The organism is Citrobacter gillenii (assembly GCF_013337685.1).
GTDB classification, from domain to species: domain Bacteria; phylum Pseudomonadota; class Gammaproteobacteria; order Enterobacterales; family Enterobacteriaceae; genus Citrobacter; species Citrobacter gillenii.
This window is the reverse complement of sequence record NZ_SUQN01000003.1, coordinates 169,290-184,052: the sequence shown is the minus strand read 5'-3', so window position 1 is coordinate 184,052 and position 14,763 is coordinate 169,290. Positions and strand designations below refer to the sequence as shown.

General features: G+C 53.4%; 15 protein-coding genes. 9 read left to right on the top strand and 6 right to left on the bottom strand.

Annotated features, from left to right (window positions below; all coding sequences use genetic code 11):
* Positions 1 to 20: 20 nt before the first annotated feature.
* Entirely contained in the window at positions 21 to 1,538 is a 1,518-nt protein-coding gene (gene caiT / locus FCH32_RS08165) for an L-carnitine/gamma-butyrobetaine antiporter (RefSeq protein WP_096758349.1), read from the bottom strand.
* A gap of 481 nt (positions 1,539 to 2,019) precedes the next feature.
* Here caiT and FCH32_RS08160 point away from each other — a divergent pair, with 481 nt between their 5' ends.
* The 9 genes from FCH32_RS08160 to folA all read left to right on the top strand — a co-directional run bounded on the left by FCH32_RS08160 (position 2,020) and on the right by folA (position 10,312).
* Positions 2,020 to 2,790: an electron transfer flavoprotein FixA gene (locus FCH32_RS08160; RefSeq protein ID WP_174360730.1), complete on the top strand. Its 771-nt coding sequence runs from the start codon at positions 2,020 to 2,022 to the stop codon at positions 2,788 to 2,790.
* A 15-nt stretch (positions 2,791 to 2,805) separates the two neighbouring features.
* A complete protein-coding gene (locus FCH32_RS08155) occupies positions 2,806 to 3,747 on the top strand; it encodes an electron transfer flavoprotein subunit alpha/FixB family protein (RefSeq protein ID WP_115259489.1) in 942 nt (313 codons plus the stop codon).
* Between the two features lie 50 nt (positions 3,748 to 3,797).
* Positions 3,798 to 5,084: an FAD-dependent oxidoreductase gene (locus FCH32_RS08150; RefSeq protein ID WP_135912607.1), complete on the top strand. Its 1,287-nt coding sequence runs from the start codon at positions 3,798 to 3,800 to the stop codon at positions 5,082 to 5,084.
* Positions 5,081 to 5,368 carry a ferredoxin-like protein FixX gene (gene fixX / locus FCH32_RS08145; protein WP_096758345.1) on the top strand — a complete coding sequence of 96 codons (288 nt, stop codon included), beginning with the start codon at positions 5,081 to 5,083 and terminating at the stop codon, positions 5,366 to 5,368. Before FCH32_RS08150 ends, fixX begins: the two co-directional genes overlap by 4 nt.
* A 108-nt stretch (positions 5,369 to 5,476) precedes the next feature.
* A complete protein-coding gene (locus tag FCH32_RS08140; RefSeq protein ID WP_115259487.1) occupies positions 5,477 to 6,820 on the top strand; it encodes an MFS transporter in 1,344 nt (447 codons plus the stop codon).
* Between the two features lie 90 nt (positions 6,821 to 6,910).
* Positions 6,911 to 7,144, top strand: coding sequence for a YgdI/YgdR family lipoprotein (locus FCH32_RS08135; protein WP_174360729.1), 234 nt, complete (start codon positions 6,911 to 6,913; stop codon positions 7,142 to 7,144).
* 104 nt (positions 7,145 to 7,248) lie between these two features.
* Positions 7,249 to 7,779, top strand: coding sequence for a glutathione-regulated potassium-efflux system oxidoreductase KefF (kefF, locus tag FCH32_RS08130; protein ID WP_115259486.1), 531 nt, complete (start codon positions 7,249 to 7,251; stop codon positions 7,777 to 7,779).
* A complete protein-coding gene (gene kefC, locus FCH32_RS08125) occupies positions 7,772 to 9,634 on the top strand; it encodes a glutathione-regulated potassium-efflux system protein KefC (protein ID WP_174360728.1) in 1,863 nt (620 codons plus the stop codon). The genes kefF and kefC overlap by 8 nt, the downstream gene beginning before the upstream one ends.
* 198 nt (positions 9,635 to 9,832) lie before the next feature.
* Positions 9,833 to 10,312 carry a type 3 dihydrofolate reductase gene (folA, locus tag FCH32_RS08120; RefSeq protein ID WP_117342331.1) on the top strand — a complete coding sequence of 160 codons (480 nt, stop codon included), beginning with the start codon at positions 9,833 to 9,835 and terminating at the stop codon, positions 10,310 to 10,312.
* Between the two features lie 96 nt (positions 10,313 to 10,408).
* Here folA and apaH read toward each other — a convergent pair whose 3' ends face one another.
* The 5 genes from apaH to surA are packed head-to-tail and all read right to left on the bottom strand — an operon-like array spanning position 10,409 to position 14,740.
* Entirely contained in the window at positions 10,409 to 11,257 is an 849-nt protein-coding gene (gene apaH / locus FCH32_RS08115; protein ID WP_115259484.1) for a bis(5'-nucleosyl)-tetraphosphatase (symmetrical) ApaH, read from the bottom strand.
* A gap of 10 nt (positions 11,258 to 11,267) precedes the next feature.
* Positions 11,268 to 11,645 (bottom strand): Co2+/Mg2+ efflux protein ApaG, encoded by a 378-nt coding sequence (apaG, locus tag FCH32_RS08110; RefSeq protein ID WP_096758338.1) that lies wholly within the window; start codon positions 11,643 to 11,645, stop codon positions 11,268 to 11,270.
* Positions 11,646 to 11,647: 2 nt separating this feature from the next.
* Positions 11,648 to 12,469, bottom strand: coding sequence for a 16S rRNA (adenine(1518)-N(6)/adenine(1519)-N(6))-dimethyltransferase RsmA (rsmA, locus tag FCH32_RS08105; protein WP_096758337.1), 822 nt, complete (start codon positions 12,467 to 12,469; stop codon positions 11,648 to 11,650).
* Positions 12,462 to 13,454 (bottom strand): 4-hydroxythreonine-4-phosphate dehydrogenase PdxA, encoded by a 993-nt coding sequence (gene pdxA, locus FCH32_RS08100; protein ID WP_115259483.1) that lies wholly within the window; start codon positions 13,452 to 13,454, stop codon positions 12,462 to 12,464. Before pdxA ends, rsmA begins: the two co-directional genes overlap by 8 nt.
* Positions 13,454 to 14,740 (bottom strand): peptidylprolyl isomerase SurA, encoded by a 1,287-nt coding sequence (surA, locus tag FCH32_RS08095; RefSeq protein WP_096758335.1) that lies wholly within the window; start codon positions 14,738 to 14,740, stop codon positions 13,454 to 13,456. The genes pdxA and surA overlap by 1 nt, the downstream gene beginning before the upstream one ends.
* Positions 14,741 to 14,763: the final 23 nt, after the last annotated feature.

Sequence of the window (14,763 nt, the reverse complement as noted above, 5' to 3'; positions counted from 1 at the left end):
CAGTAATGGGTTAATTAAACTTACTTGTCTTTCCAGTGCACTTTGGCGTCTTTAATAAAGGACAGCGTGACCATAATGTTGACGAAGAACAGCGGGCATCCTCCGGCAATAATCGCCGTCTGGATGGGCTTCAGTCCGCCCAGCGCCAGCAGAACAATACCGATGACGCCGACCAGTACCGACCAGCCGATACGGATTAACAGCGGCGGTTCTTCACCGTCGCGAACTTCGCGGCAGGTGGACATCGCCAGGGTGTAAGAGCAGGCGTTAATCAGCGTGACGGTGGCAATAAAGCAGAGGATAAAGAATCCCCACATGGTGGCGGTGCTGAACGGCAATGCGGCCCAGGTTTCGATGATGGCGCGCGCCACGCCGTGTTGCTCAATCAGTTGTGGGATGTTGACAATATTTTTATCCATCAACAGCAGCGTGTTGCTGCCAAGGACCGTCCACAGGATCCAGGTGGAAGCAGTCAGACCCAGTACCATGCCGAAGCACAGTTCACGTACGGTACGGCCGCGAGAAATACGGGCGAGGAAGATGCTCATCTGGATGGCGTAAATCACCCACCATGCCCAGTAGAAGACAGTCCAGCCCTGCGGGAAGCCGCCTTTACCGATAGCGTCGGTATAGAACAGCATGCGCGGTAAATACATCATCAGCATGCCGACGGAGTCGGTGAAGTAGTTCATGATGAAGCTGGCACCGCTGACGATAAACACCCAGCCCAGCATCAGGAAACTCAGGTAGCTACGAATGTCGCTGGCGATCTTCACCCCTTTTTGCAGACCACAGGCCACGCAAATGGCGTTCAGAATGATCCAGCAGGTAATGATGATGGCGTCTAATTGCAGGGTATGCGGAATGCCGAACAGATACTGGATACACTCGGTCACCAGCGGTGTAGCCAGACCGAGGCTGGTCCCCATCGCGAAGATCAGCGCGACCAGATAGAAGTTATCGACGATGGTGCCGAATAACCCTTTAGCGTGTTTCTCGCCAACTAACGGTACCAGTGTGGAGCTGGGACGGATGACGTCCATCTTGCGCACAAAGAAGAAGTAGGCGAAGGCCACAGAAAGGAAGCTATAGGTTGCCCACGGCAGCGGCCCCCAGTGGAACAGGCTGTACGCCAGACCGAGTTCTTTCGCGCCGGTGGAGTTAGGCGCGAGAGCAAAGGGTGGGGTGGAGATATAGTAGTAAATCTCTATTGAACCCCAGAACAGCACGGCAGCCGATGTACAGGAGGCGAACATCATAAATATCCAGCTGGTGGTGCTAAACTCCGGTTTTTCATCACCTAATTTCTTTTTGGCATACGGGCCAAAGACCAACCAGAACCAGCCGAACAGCATGATCACCATGTACCATTCAAATGCCCAGCCCCAGACATTGGTGACGTAACTGAATACCGCATTAATAACCACATTCGCGGCATCAAGATCTCTTACTGTTAGCCAACAAAGTATTCCGACAATTATTAATGGCGGAAAAAAAACCTTTGGTTCTATTCCCGATTTCTTCTTTTCATTTTTCATAAGTGAATTCCAGTGTGAAAACGAAATTTATTTAGCGTTCCCGATTGTGCTGTTTTGTATATTTATTATTAATAATTTGTTGATAACTATTTAACCTCTGGGGCGCCTCTGTGAGTAACTCATAATGGGTATTCGTTAGCGGTGGTTCTGTTATGTGCGTCACACTTTTTTATGCTGGCTATTTTGTTGGATTTTTTGTCATTTATTGTTTTAAATCAGTATCTTGATGTTGGTTTTTTAAGTTTTATAAGTCGTTGTCTTTCAATATTGTTGAACCAGCAAACAATATTGAAAACTTTCATATTTGACAGGTGATTTTCAATATTGTTGAGATGCATAACACTATTGAAAGTTACAAATATGAATGTGTGACATTTTCAATATTGGTGATTAATGTTTTATTTCCGAATTAAAGAGCGTGATATCTGTATTTAACACAGCCGATATGAATAACGTTTCCTTCATGATTTCTGGAGATGCAATGAAGATAATTACTTGCTACAAATGCGTGCCTGACGAACAGGATATTGCGATTAATAATGCTGATGGTTCGCTGGATCTCAGCAAGGCTGATGCCAAAATCAGTCAGTACGACCTGAATGCGATTGAGGCTGCTTGCCAGTTAAAACAGCAGCTGGGAGAGGTTCAGGTTGTTGCACTGAGCGTGGGTGGCAAAGCGTTGACCAATGCTAAAGGGCGCAAAGATGTGCTTTCTCGCGGTCCGGATGAGCTGATCGTGGTGATTGACGATCAATTCGAACAGGCGCTGCCTCAGCAGACGGCGACAGCACTGGCTGCCGCGGCACAAAAATCCGGTTTTGATCTGATTATCTGTGGTGATGGATCTTCCGATCTTTATGCCCAGCAGGTCGGTCTGCTGGTGGGCGAAGCATTGAATATCCCGGCGATTAACGGTGTGAGCAAGATCCTCTCACTGGCGGATAACACCCTCACGGTAGAACGCGAGCTGGAAGATGAAATTGAAACTCTGAGCATCCCGCTGCCAGCGGTGATTGCGGTCTCTACCGACATCAACACCCCACAAATCCCTTCCATGAAAGCCATTCTTGGCGCGGCGAAAAAACCGGTTCAGGTCTGGTCGCCAGCGGATATTGCGCTAAATAGCGTGGATGTGTATTCCGCCCAACAGGTTGCTGCACCGAAGCAACGCGAGCGTCAGCGCGTTGTGATTGAAGGTGACGGTGAAGAACAGATCGCCGCGTTTGTCGAGAACCTGCGCAAAATCATTTAATTATCAGGGGATGTTATGAACAAGTTTTCCAGTGTCTGGGTATTCAGCGATACCCCTTCTCGTCTGCCGGAGCTGATGAAGGGTGCGCAGGCTTTAGGTGAGTCAATCAACACGTTCGTACTGAGCGAGGCTGACAGTGCGGCAGCAATCCAGCTGGGCGCCAACCATGTCTGGCTGCTCAGCGGTAAACCCGATGACCGTATGATCGAAGATTATGCGGATGTGATGGCCCAGACCATTCGTCAGCACAGTGAAGGTGGCGCGGTACTGCTGCCGAATACTCGTCGCGGTAAACTGCTGGCAGCAAAGCTGGGCTTTCGTTTGTCGGCTGCGGTGTCTAACGATGCCAGCTCGGTGACGTTGCAGGACGGCAATGTGGCGGTCAAACATATGGTGTATGGCGGTCTGGCAATGGGGGCGGAAACCATCGCCTCGCCATTTGCGGTGATCACGCTCAGCAGCGGAACGTTTGACGCGATGCAGCCAGAGGCATCCCGCATCGGTGAGAAGCATGAGGTGCAGTGGCAGGCTCCGGCCGTCGCGGTCACCCGTACCGCCACGCAAGCGCGCAAGAGCAACAGCGTCGATCTCGACAAAGCGCGACTGGTGGTCAGCGTGGGACGCGGTATTGGCAGCAAAGAGAATATCTCGCTGGCGGAAGCGCTGTGCCAGGCCATGGGCGCTGAGCTGGCTTGCTCCCGTCCGGTGGCTGAAAACGAGAAGTGGATGGAGCACGAACGCTACGTTGGGATCTCCAACTTGATGCTCAAGCCCGACCTGTACTTGGCTGTGGGGATCTCCGGGCAGATCCAGCACATGGTTGGCGCGAACGGCGCACAGACGATTTTTGCCATCAACAAAGATAAGAATGCCCCGATTTTCCAGTACGCCGACTTTGGCATCGTTGGCGATGCGCTGAAGATCCTGCCTGCGCTGACGGCCGCATTAGCGCGCTAAACCATTCCGGGCAGAGTACGAAAGTACTCTGCCGCTGAGAGGAGTTGTATATGTCCGAAGATATCTTTGATGCCATCATCGTGGGTGCAGGGCTGGCTGGCTCGGTTGCGGCGCTGGTGCTCGCTCGTGAAGGTGCACAGGTGCTGGTTATCGAGCGCGGCAATTCTGCTGGCGCGAAGAATGTCACCGGTGGGCGCATGTATGCGCACAGCCTGGAGCGTATCATCCCCGGCTTTGCTGAGCATGCTCCCATTGAACGCATGATCACCCACGAAAAACTCGCCTTTATGACTGAAAAAGGGGCGATGACGATGGATTATTGCAACGGAGAAGAGGCGGCGGCGTCGCAGGTTTCTTATTCCGTATTGCGCAGTAAATTTGACGCCTGGCTGATGGAGCAGGCTGAAGAGGCGGGCGCCCAGCTGATTACCGGTATCCGCGTGGATAATGTCGTCCAGCGTGATGGCAAGGTCGTGGGTGTGGAGGCCGATGGCGATATTCTTGAAGCAAAAGTGGTGATCCTCGCTGACGGCGTGAATTCTCTTCTGGCAGAAAAGTTGGGTATGGCCAAGCGCGTTGATGCGGCACATGTGGCCGTTGGTGTGAAGGAGCTTATTGAATTGCCGAAATCGGTGATTGAAGACCGCTTTCATCTGCAGGGTAACGAAGGCGCAGCCTGTCTGTTTGCTGGGTCGCCAACTGACGGCCTGATGGGCGGTGGCTTCCTCTATACTAATGAAACCACTGTTTCTTTAGGGCTGGTATGCGGCCTTCATCACCTGAAGGACGCGAAAAAATCGGTCCCGCAAATGCTAGAAGATTTCAAACAGCACCCGGCCGTTGCCCCACTGATTGCTGGTGGCAAGCTGGTGGAATATGCCGCTCACGTAGTGCCGGAAGCCGGGATGAATATGCAGCCGGAACTGGTGGGCGACGGTGTACTGATTGCTGGTGATGCTGCCGGAATGTGTATGAACCTTGGCTTCACCATTCGCGGTATGGATTTGGCTATCTCGGCAGGCGAAGCGGCCGCTAAAACGGTACTTTCAGCCATGAAGCGTGACGATTTTAGCAAGCAAGCGCTTGCCGAATATCACCAGCATTTGGACGACGGCCCGATGCGCGATATGCGCATGTATCAGAAGCTGCCCGCGTTCCTCGATAACCCCCGCATGTTTACCGCCTATCCAGAAATGGTAGTGAATATCGCCCGCGACCTGTTTACCGTGGATGGTTCAGCGCCGGTCCCGATGCGTAAAACATTGCTGCGTCATGCGAAGAAAGTGGGCTTCATCAACCTGATGAAGGATGGCCTTAAAGGAGTGACCGTATTATGACTTCTCCCGTCAATGTAGACGTCAAACTGGGCGTCAATAAATTCAATGTCGATGAAGAAAGCCCGCATATCATTCTGAAAACTCAGCCCGATAAACAGGTGCTGGAGGTGCTGATCAAAGCCTGCCCGGCCGGCTTGTACAAAAAACAGGATGACGGCAGCGTGCGCTTTGATTACGCCGGTTGCCTGGAATGCGGCACTTGTCGAATTCTCGGACTCGATACGGCGCTGGAGAAATGGGAATACCCACGCGGCACCTTTGGTGTGGAGTTCCGCTACGGCTAAACCTGGTGCCGGATGGCAGCTTCGCCTTATCCGGCCTACAGGCACAGTACGTAGGCCTGATAAGCGCAGCGCCATCAGGCATTAAGTTAAATAAAACAGGACATCACCATGCAGCAGCCCAGGAACTTTGATGACATCAAATTCACCTCCATTCACCGGCGAATAATGCTGTGGGGAAGCGGTGGACCGTTTCTGGATGGCTATGTGCTGGTGATGATTGGCGTTGCACTGGAGCAGCTCACACCGGCATTGAAGCTGGATGCGGAGTGGATTGGTCTGTTAGGTGCCGGGACGCTGGCCGGGCTGTTTGTCGGCACGTCGCTGTTTGGCTACATCTCCGATAAAGTCGGGCGGCGCAAAATGTTCATCATCGATATCATCGCCATTGGCGTGATATCGGCGGCGACGATGTTTGTTTCTTCTCCCGTAGAGCTGCTGGTGATGCGGGTGTTGATCGGGGTGGTCATCGGCGCAGATTATCCGATAGCCACTTCGATGATCACCGAGTTTTCCAATACCCGACAGCGCGCCTTTTCCATCGGTTTTATCGCTGCCATGTGGTATGTCGGTGCGACCTGCGCCGATCTGGTCGGCTACTGGCTGTATGATGTCGAGGGTGGATGGCGCTGGATGTTGGGCAGCGCGGTGATCCCCTGCATTTTGATCCTCATCGGTCGCTTTGATCTTCCCGAATCGCCGCGCTGGCTACTGCGTAAAGGGCGGGTAAAAGAGTGTGACGCGATGATGATCAAGCTGTTCGGCGAGCCGGTGGTGTTCGACGAAGAAGCACCGCAGGAAACACGCTTTCTCCAGTTGTTTAATCGCCGCCATTTCCCGTTTGTCCTGTTTGTCGCCGCCATCTGGACCTGTCAGGTGATCCCGATGTTCGCCATTTACACCTTCGGTCCACAAATTGTCGGGCTGCTCGGCCTCGGCGTTGGGAAAAGCGCCGCGTTGGGTAACGTGGTGATTAGCCTGTGCTTTATGCTGGGCTGTATTCCACCGATGTTCTGGCTCAACAGTGCTGGTCGTAGGCCGCTGTTGATCGGCAGCTTTATTATGATGACGCTGGCGCTGGCGGTGTTAGGGCTGATTCCTGATATGGGCGTCTGGCTGGTGGTGCTGGCGTTTGCCGTGTATGCGTTTTTCTCAGGAGGACCGGGGAACCTTCAGTGGTTGTACCCCAATGAGCTGTTCCCCACCGATATTCGCGCGTCCGCCGTCGGGGTGATCATGTCGCTAAGCCGGGTAGGAACCATTGTGTCTACTTGGGCGCTGCCAGTATTCATCACCAAATACGGGATCAGCCATGTGATGCTGATGGGGGCCGGGATTTCGCTGATTGGCCTGCTGGTTTCCATTGCCTTTGCGCCAGAAACGCGGGGGCTGACGCTGGCTCAGACCAGCCAAATGACGATCCGCAGTAAGCCAGCGTCGAGAGCCAGCCATTAGGAGTGTTCTGTATTTTCCCTGTTACTCAGTCAGTTAGCCTAAACTTAAACGGTATATCACTGAAAATGACTGAAAAGCAGGGAGAACACCATGCAAAAACATATTCTGATCACCACCATTTTTACCGCAGCAGCGCTGTTCACCGTCGTCGGTTGTTCCTCCAACCAGGCGGTTAAAACAACCGACGGTAAAACCATTGTCACCAACGGCAAGCCGCAGGTGGATGATGATACAGGCCTGGTGTCGTATGAAAATGCGGAAACCGGTAAAACGGAACAAATTAACCGCGATCAAGTGAAAGATATGAGCGAACTCGACAACTAATTCAGTTTTCTCCATTCAGCTACTCAATAATATTGACTTTTAGCCTGCTGATTAACTGACTAAACTCACTGGTATTACAATAATGCAGTGATAGCAGGCTAATCATGATTCTCATCATTTATGCACATCCCTATCCGCAGCACTCGCATGCGAATAAGCGGATGCTTGAGCAGGCAAGGACGCTGGAGGGCGTAGAGGTTCGTTCGCTCTACCAGCTTTATCCCGACTTCAATATCGACATCGCCGCGGAGCAGGACGCGCTTTCACGCGCGAGCCTCATCGTCTGGCAGCATCCCATGCAGTGGTACAGCACACCGCCTCTCCTCAAACTGTGGATGGACAAAGTCCTCGCCCACGGCTGGGCGTATGGTCATGGTGGCACTGCGCTGCGCGGTAAACATTTGTTGTGGGCGGTCACCACCGGCGGCGGTGAAAATCATTTTGATATCGGCTCACACCCAGGTTTTGACGTGCTTTCTCAACCGTTGCAGGCCACGGCGTTATATTGCGGCCTTAAGTGGTTACCGCCGTTTGCGATGCACTGTACGTTCATCTGTGATGACGAAACGCTGCAGGCGCAGGCGCGGCATTACAAGCAGCGCTTAATGGAATGGCAGGAGGCACATCATGGATAGCCACACGCTGATACAGGCGCTGATATATCTTGGCTCAGCGGCGTTGATTGTGCCGATTGCGGTACGACTGGGGTTAGGCTCGGTGCTGGGGTATCTCATTGCAGGGTGCATCATCGGCCCGTGGGGTTTAAGGCTGGTGACGGACGCCGAATCTATCCTGCACTTTGCGGAAATCGGTGTGGTGCTGATGCTGTTTGTCATCGGTCTGGAACTCGACCCACAACGTTTATGGAAGCTGCGGACATCGGTGTTTGGTGGTGGCGCGCTGCAAATGGTGGTCTGCGGCGGATTAATTGGTTTGTTCTGTATGTTCCTCGGCCTGCGCTGGCAGGTGGCTGTACTTATTGGCATGACGCTGGCTCTCTCCTCGACGGCTATCGCCATGCAGGCGATGAATGAACGCAACCTGATGGTGTCGCAAATGGGCCGCAGTGCGTTTGCCGTACTGTTGTTCCAGGATATTGCCGCCATTCCGCTGGTTGCCATGATCCCGCTGCTGGCGGCGAGCGGGGCGTCAACCACGCTCGGAGCGTTTGCGCTGTCGGCGCTGAAAGTGGCCGGTGCACTGGCGTTGGTGGTGGTTCTGGGTCGTTATGTCACACGACCGGCCCTGCGTTTTGTCGCGCGCTCCGGACTGCGGGAAGTGTTCAGCGGCGTCGCCCTGTTCCTGGTTTTTGGATTCGGTTTATTGCTGGAAGAGGTGGGCCTGTCGATGGCGATGGGCGCATTCCTGGCGGGCGTTTTGCTGGCAAGCTCGGAGTATCGTCATGCGCTGGAAAGTGATATCGAACCGTTTAAAGGGTTGTTGCTGGGGCTGTTTTTCATCGGCGTCGGGATGTCTATCGACTTCGGCACGCTAATTGATAATCCGCTACGTATTATTATTCTGCTGGCGGGTTTCCTGGCAATCAAAACCATCATGCTGTGGGTGATTGCTAAGCCGTTGCAGGTGCCGAACAAGCAACGTCGCTGGTTTGCCGTATTATTAGGACAAGGGAGTGAGTTTGCCTTCGTGGTGTTTGGTGCGGCGCAAATGGCCAATGTGCTTGATCCTGAATGGGCAAAAGCGCTGACGCTGGCGGTGGCACTGTCGATGGCGGCCACGCCCATTTTGCTGGTTGTCCTGACGCGGCTGGAAAAATCGTCCACCGGTGAAGCGCGTGAGGCGGATGAAATCGATGAGGAGCAACCCCGGGTGATTATCGCCGGGTTTGGTCGATTCGGCCAGATAACCGGTCGCTTGCTGCTGTCGAGCGGGGTGAAGATGGTGGTACTTGATCATGACCCGGACCATATCGAAACGCTGCGCAAATTTGGGATGAAGGTTTTTTATGGCGATGCAACACGGATGGATCTACTGGAGTCTGCGGGGGCCGCGAAAGCGGAGGTGATCATTAATGCCATTGACGATCCGCAAACCAGTCTGCAACTGACCGAAATGGTGAAAGCACATTTCCCGCACTTGCAAATTATTGCCCGGGCGCGCGATGTTGATCATTACATTCGCTTGCGTCAGGCGGGGGTTGAGATGCCTGAGCGTGAAACCTTTGAAGGCGCGTTGAAAACCGGGCGCCTGGCGCTGGAGGGTCTGGGGCTTGGGCGCTATGAAGCACGTGAGCGGGCCGATTTATTCCGTCGTTTCAATACGCTGATGGTTGAGGAAATGGTGAAAGGTGAAAACGACGCGATTTCACGCGCGGCGGTATATAAGCGCACCAGCGCCATGTTGAGTGAAATTATTACCGAGGATCGTCAGCATTTGTCTCTGATTCAACGCCATGGCTGGCAAGGCACGGATGAAGGTAAACATACGGGAGACGTCGCAGATGAGCCGGAAGTGAAACCGTCAACATAGGGTAAAAAATGTGATGTTCTGCAAACTTTACTGCTAATTGACTGTTTTTGAACTACTGTAATGCTGGCAGCCCACTAAGAAGTCACGGACTCGCCAGCAGAACAGAAAATTTTCCTGCACATCTTCCTTTGGCTAGTCGACGAAAGAATGCGCTTTCCGTATAGTGGCGACAATTTTTTTGTATCCGGGAATTATTCAATGATCAGTCTGATTGCGGCGTTAGCGGTAGATCGCGTCATCGGTATGGAAAACGCCATGCCGTGGAACCTCCCTGCCGATCTCGCCTGGTTTAAACGTAACACCTTAAATAAGCCGGTTATTATGGGGCGCCATACCTGGGAATCCATCGGCCGACCGTTGCCAGGGCGTAAAAATATCGTCATCAGCAGCAAGCCGGGCACCGACGATCGCGTGCAGTGGGTGAAGTCTGTTGATGAGGCGATTGCTGCCTGTGGCGATGAACCCGAGATTATGGTGATTGGCGGTGGGCGCGTGTATGAGCAGTTCCTGCCTAAAGCACAGAAGCTGTATCTGACGCATATCGATGCAGAAGTCGAAGGGGATACGCATTTTCCGGACTACGAGCCGGATGACTGGGAATCCGTTTTTAGCGAATTCCACGATGCCGACGCGCAAAACTCACACAGCTATTGCTTCGAAGTTCTGGAACGTCGTTAATCATGTAATTGCCGGATGGCGGCGAAACGCCTTATCAGGCCTACATCCGGCACTGGAGTAGGGCTGATAAGCGTAGCGCCATCAGGCATAAACATTTCAGGCGTTTACCGCCTCACCGGGATCCAGCTTCAGATGGCGATTTGACGGCTGAGTAAAGTACTGTTTGTCTTCCCAGCGCAGACAGGTGAGATCCCCGCCCCAACAGCAGCCTGTATCCAGCGCGTAAACCCCTTCCGGCGTCCCTTTACCCTCCAGCGAGGCCCAGTGCCCAAAGGCAATGCTATAGGCGTCACTGACCGGTCCTGGGATGGCAAACCACGGTTTCAGTGGAGCGGGCGCGTCTTCCGGCGACTCTTTGCTGTACATATCCAGCTGGCCATTCGGGAAACAGTAACGCATGCGGGTAAAGGCGTTAGTAATAAAACGTAGGCGTGCCAATCCGGTCAGTTCCGGCGTCCAGTTATTTGGCATGTCGCCATACATGGCATCAAGAAAGAACGGGTACGAGTCGCTCGACAGCACGGCTTCGACATCGCGGGCGCAGTCTTTCGCGGTTTGGAGATCCCACTGTGGTGTAATCCCGGCATGCGCCATCACCAGCTTCTTCTCTTCATCAACCTGTAACAGCGGTTGGCGACGTAGCCAGTTCAGCAGCGAATCCGCATCCGGGGCATCGAGTAGCGGCGTGAGCCGGTCTTTGGGTTTATTCCGGCTGATGCCTGCAAATACGGCCAGCAGGTGCAAATCGTGATTACCTAAGACTAACCTTACGCTGTCGCCAAGCGATTTGACATAACGCAGTACGTCAAGCGAGCCGGGGCCACGCGCGACCAGGTCGCCTGTGAGCCACAAGGTATCTTTCCCAGGGGCAAAATTGACTTGATGCAGCAATGCGATCAGTTCGTCGTAACAACCGTGAACGTCGCCAATGAGGTATGTTGCCATAGCTATTGTTTTAGTGGATGAGCGTTGGAACGGCGAGCCTGAATACGGGAATATCGATGGTAAAGGCAACGCCTTTCTCATCGATCATTTCGTAATGACCCTGCATGGTGCCCAGCGGGGTTTCAATCACCGCGCCGCTGGTATATTGGTACTCTTCACCGGGATCAATGTGGGGCTGAACGCCAACCACACCTTCACCCTGAACTTCGGTTTCACGGCCATGACCATTGGTAATCAACCAGTAACGTCCCAACAGTTGCACCGGCGCTCGCCCCAAATTGCGGATGGTTACGGTATAGGCAAAAACGTAACGTTCATCATCAGGTGAGGATTGCGCCTCAATATAGACGCTTTGTACCTGAATACACACTCGGGGCGAATTGATCATGCTTAACTCTCCTTCGATGACGCTTTTTCTGACAGATAGTTAGCCATCCGGCAGTATTGGGCGACAGAGATATTTTCCGCTCGCAGCGCCGGATCAACACCCAGTTCCGTCAGCACTTCAACGCTGAACAGATTACCGAGGCTGTTACGTACCGTTTTACGGCGCTGGTTAAACGCTTCGGTCGTAATGCGGCTCAGGACGCGAACGTCTTTGACCGGGTACGGCATCGTCGCGTGAGGGACCAGGCGTACAACGGCGGAATCAACTTTAGGCGCAGGCGTGAACGCGGATGGCGGTACTTCAAGTACCGGGATCACCTGGCAGTAATATTGTGCCATAACGGTTAGTCGACCATACGCTTTACTGTTTGGCCCTGCAACCAGACGGTTGACCACTTCTTTTTGCAACATGAAATGCATGTCGGCAATGGCATCAGTATAGGTAAAAAGATGGAACATCAGCGGCGTGGAGATGTTGTATGGCAGGTTACCAAATACGCGCAGCGGCTGACCCAGGGTTTGCGACAACTCGCCGAAGTCCATGGTCATAGCATCTTGCTGATAGATAGTCAGCTTCGGCCCTAAAAACGGGTGCGTTTGCAGGCGTGCGGCCAGATCGCGGTCCAGTTCAATGACCGTGAGCTTGTCCAGACGTTCACCTACCGGCTCGGTTAATGCCGCAAGGCCCGGACCGATTTCGACCATGGCCTGACCCTTTTGCGGGTTGATCGCAGAGACAATACTTTCGATCACAAACTGATCGTTGAGGAAGTTTTGCCCGAAACGTTTACGGGCTAAATGGCCCTGATGGACTCGATTATTCATTAGTATTAACAATCATTTTGATGGCGAGGTTAAGCGCCGTAATAAAACTGCCGACATCTGCTTGCCCACGACCCGCAAGTTCGAGTGCGGTGCCGTGATCAACGGATGTGCGAATAAAGGGCAGGCCCAGTGTGATATTCACACCGCGACCAAATCCCTGGTATTTTAGCACGGGGAGACCCTGATCGTGGTACATTGCCAGCACGGCATCCGCGCTATCGAGATATTTAGGTTGAAACAGGGTATCTGCGGGCAGTGGACCGCGTAATTTCATTCCCTGACCACGCATTTCATCCAGTACTGGAATGAGCGTATCGATCTCTTCCGTCCCCATATGACCGCCTTCCCCCGCATGTGGGTTCAGGCCGCAGACCAAAATCTGCGGATCGTTCAGGCCAAACTTGGTGCGTAAATCATGGTGCAGAATGCCGATCACTTCCCGCAGTAGTGTGGGCGTAATGGCATCGGCAACGTCTCTGAGCGGCAGGTGCGTGGTTGCCAGGGCAACGCGCAGCTCCTCGGTCGCCAGCATCATCACGACTTTTTTCGCCTGCGAGCGTTCTTCAAAGTACTCAGTGTGTCCGGTAAACGGCACGCCGGCATCGTTGATCACGCCCTTGTGAACCGGGCCAGTAATCAGCGCGGCGAATTCACCGTGTAAGCAACCGTCGCATGCGCGAGCCAGCGTATCAACCACATACGGTCCATTCTCTACCGCCAGTTGCCCCGCAATGACAGGGGCCCGCAGCGCAATCGGTAACAGCGTCAATGTGCCCGCTGCTTGTGGTTTGGCTGGGATATCAGGAGAGTAGGGGAGGAGCGAAAGCGGTAAACCGAGCATAGCTGCTCGGTTCGAAAGTAATGCGGCATCGGCGCAGACGACGAGTTCAACCGGCCACTCACGCTGCGCAAGCTGGACCACCAGGTCCGGACCAATCCCGGCGGGTTCGCCGGGAGTGATGACAACGCGTTGAGTACGGACCATTAGTTGCTCAGAATTTTAACGTACGCGCTGGCACGCTGTTCTTGCATCCAGGTCGCCGCTTCTTCTGAGAACTTACGGTTCATTAGCATGCGGTAGGCTCTGTCTTTCTGCGCGGCGTCAGTTTTATCAACGTTACGCGTGTCCAGCAGTTCGATCAGGTGCCAGCCAAAAGAGGAGTGCACCGGAGCGCTCATCTGACCTTTGTTCAGTCGGGTCAGCGCATCGCGGAAGGCCGGATCGAAAATATCCGCTGCCGCCCAACCCAGATCGCCGCCCTGGTTTGCAGAGCCAGGATCCTGAGAGAACTCTTTAGCCGCGGCGGCAAAGGTCGTTTTACCGCTCTTAATATCAGCCGCGATTTGCTCCAGTTTCAGACGCGCCTGCTGATCGGTCATGATCGGAGACGGTTTCAGCAGGATATGGCGGGCATGAACTTCCGTTACGGAGATGCTCTGGCTCTGGCCACGCATATCGTTGACTTTCAGAATGTGGAAGCCGACACCTGAACGAATCGGGCCGATGATATCGCCTTTTTTCGCAGTGCTTAGTGCCTGTGCAAAGATGCCCGGCAGTTCCTGAATACGTCCCCATCCCATCTGGCCGCCTTTCAGCGCCTGCTGGTCTGCGGAATAGGTGATCGCCAGTTTACCGAAATCGCTACCGTTACGCGCTTCTTCGACGACAGCACGCGCCTGGCTTTCTGCTTCATTAACCTGGTCGGAGGATGGGTTTTCCGGTAACGGAATCAGAATGTGGCTCAGGTTCAGCTCAGTGCTGGCATCATTTTGATTGCCAACCTGCTGAGCCAGAGCATCCACTTCCTGCGGCAGAATGGTGACGCGACGGCGAACTTCATTGTTACGCACTTCAGAGATGGTCATCTCTTTACGGATCTGGTTACGATAGGTCGAATAGCTCAGACCATCGTGGGCCAGACGACTGCGCATCTGGTCCAGCGTCATATTGTTCTGCTTAGCGATGTTGGCGATGGCCTGATCCAACTGCTCATCAGTGATTTTCACCCCCATCTTCTGACCCATCTGCAGAACGATTTGATCCATGATCAAACGTTCGAGGATCTGATGGCGCAGCGTTGCGTCGTCGGGTAATTGCTGACCCGCCTGACCCGCATTAAGTTTTACTGACTGCATTAAGCCATCAACGTCGCTTTCCAGAACGACACCGTTATTGACGACGGCTGCGACTTTATCGACTACCTGTGGGGCAGCGAAACTGGTATTCGCGACCATGGCGATACCGAGAAGCAGCGTTTTCCAGTTCTTCATACTTTTTCCATTATTAATTAACC

What these genes read in the sequence shown, in the direction of transcription:
- caiT (WP_096758349.1), bottom strand. Translation starts at nt 1,538, where the DNA reads ATGAAAAATGAAAAGAAGAAATCGGGAATAGAACCAAAGGTTTTTTTT.
- FCH32_RS08160 (WP_174360730.1), top strand. Translation starts at nt 2,020, where the DNA reads ATGAAGATAATTACTTGCTACAAATGCGTGCCTGACGAACAGGATATT.
- FCH32_RS08155 (WP_115259489.1), top strand. Translation starts at nt 2,806, where the DNA reads ATGAACAAGTTTTCCAGTGTCTGGGTATTCAGCGATACCCCTTCTCGT.
- FCH32_RS08150 (WP_135912607.1), top strand. Translation starts at nt 3,798, where the DNA reads ATGTCCGAAGATATCTTTGATGCCATCATCGTGGGTGCAGGGCTGGCT.
- fixX (WP_096758345.1), top strand. Translation starts at nt 5,081, where the DNA reads ATGACTTCTCCCGTCAATGTAGACGTCAAACTGGGCGTCAATAAATTC.
- FCH32_RS08140 (WP_115259487.1), top strand. Translation starts at nt 5,477, where the DNA reads ATGCAGCAGCCCAGGAACTTTGATGACATCAAATTCACCTCCATTCAC.
- FCH32_RS08135 (WP_174360729.1), top strand. Translation starts at nt 6,911, where the DNA reads ATGCAAAAACATATTCTGATCACCACCATTTTTACCGCAGCAGCGCTG.
- kefF (WP_115259486.1), top strand. Translation starts at nt 7,249, where the DNA reads ATGATTCTCATCATTTATGCACATCCCTATCCGCAGCACTCGCATGCG.
- kefC (WP_174360728.1), top strand. Translation starts at nt 7,772, where the DNA reads ATGGATAGCCACACGCTGATACAGGCGCTGATATATCTTGGCTCAGCG.
- folA (WP_117342331.1), top strand. Translation starts at nt 9,833, where the DNA reads ATGATCAGTCTGATTGCGGCGTTAGCGGTAGATCGCGTCATCGGTATG.
- apaH (WP_115259484.1), bottom strand. Translation starts at nt 11,257, where the DNA reads ATGGCAACATACCTCATTGGCGACGTTCACGGTTGTTACGACGAACTG.
- apaG (WP_096758338.1), bottom strand. Translation starts at nt 11,645, where the DNA reads ATGATCAATTCGCCCCGAGTGTGTATTCAGGTACAAAGCGTCTATATT.
- rsmA (WP_096758337.1), bottom strand. Translation starts at nt 12,469, where the DNA reads ATGAATAATCGAGTCCATCAGGGCCATTTAGCCCGTAAACGTTTCGGG.
- pdxA (WP_115259483.1), bottom strand. Translation starts at nt 13,454, where the DNA reads ATGGTCCGTACTCAACGCGTTGTCATCACTCCCGGCGAACCCGCCGGG.
- surA (WP_096758335.1), bottom strand. Translation starts at nt 14,740, where the DNA reads ATGAAGAACTGGAAAACGCTGCTTCTCGGTATCGCCATGGTCGCGAAT.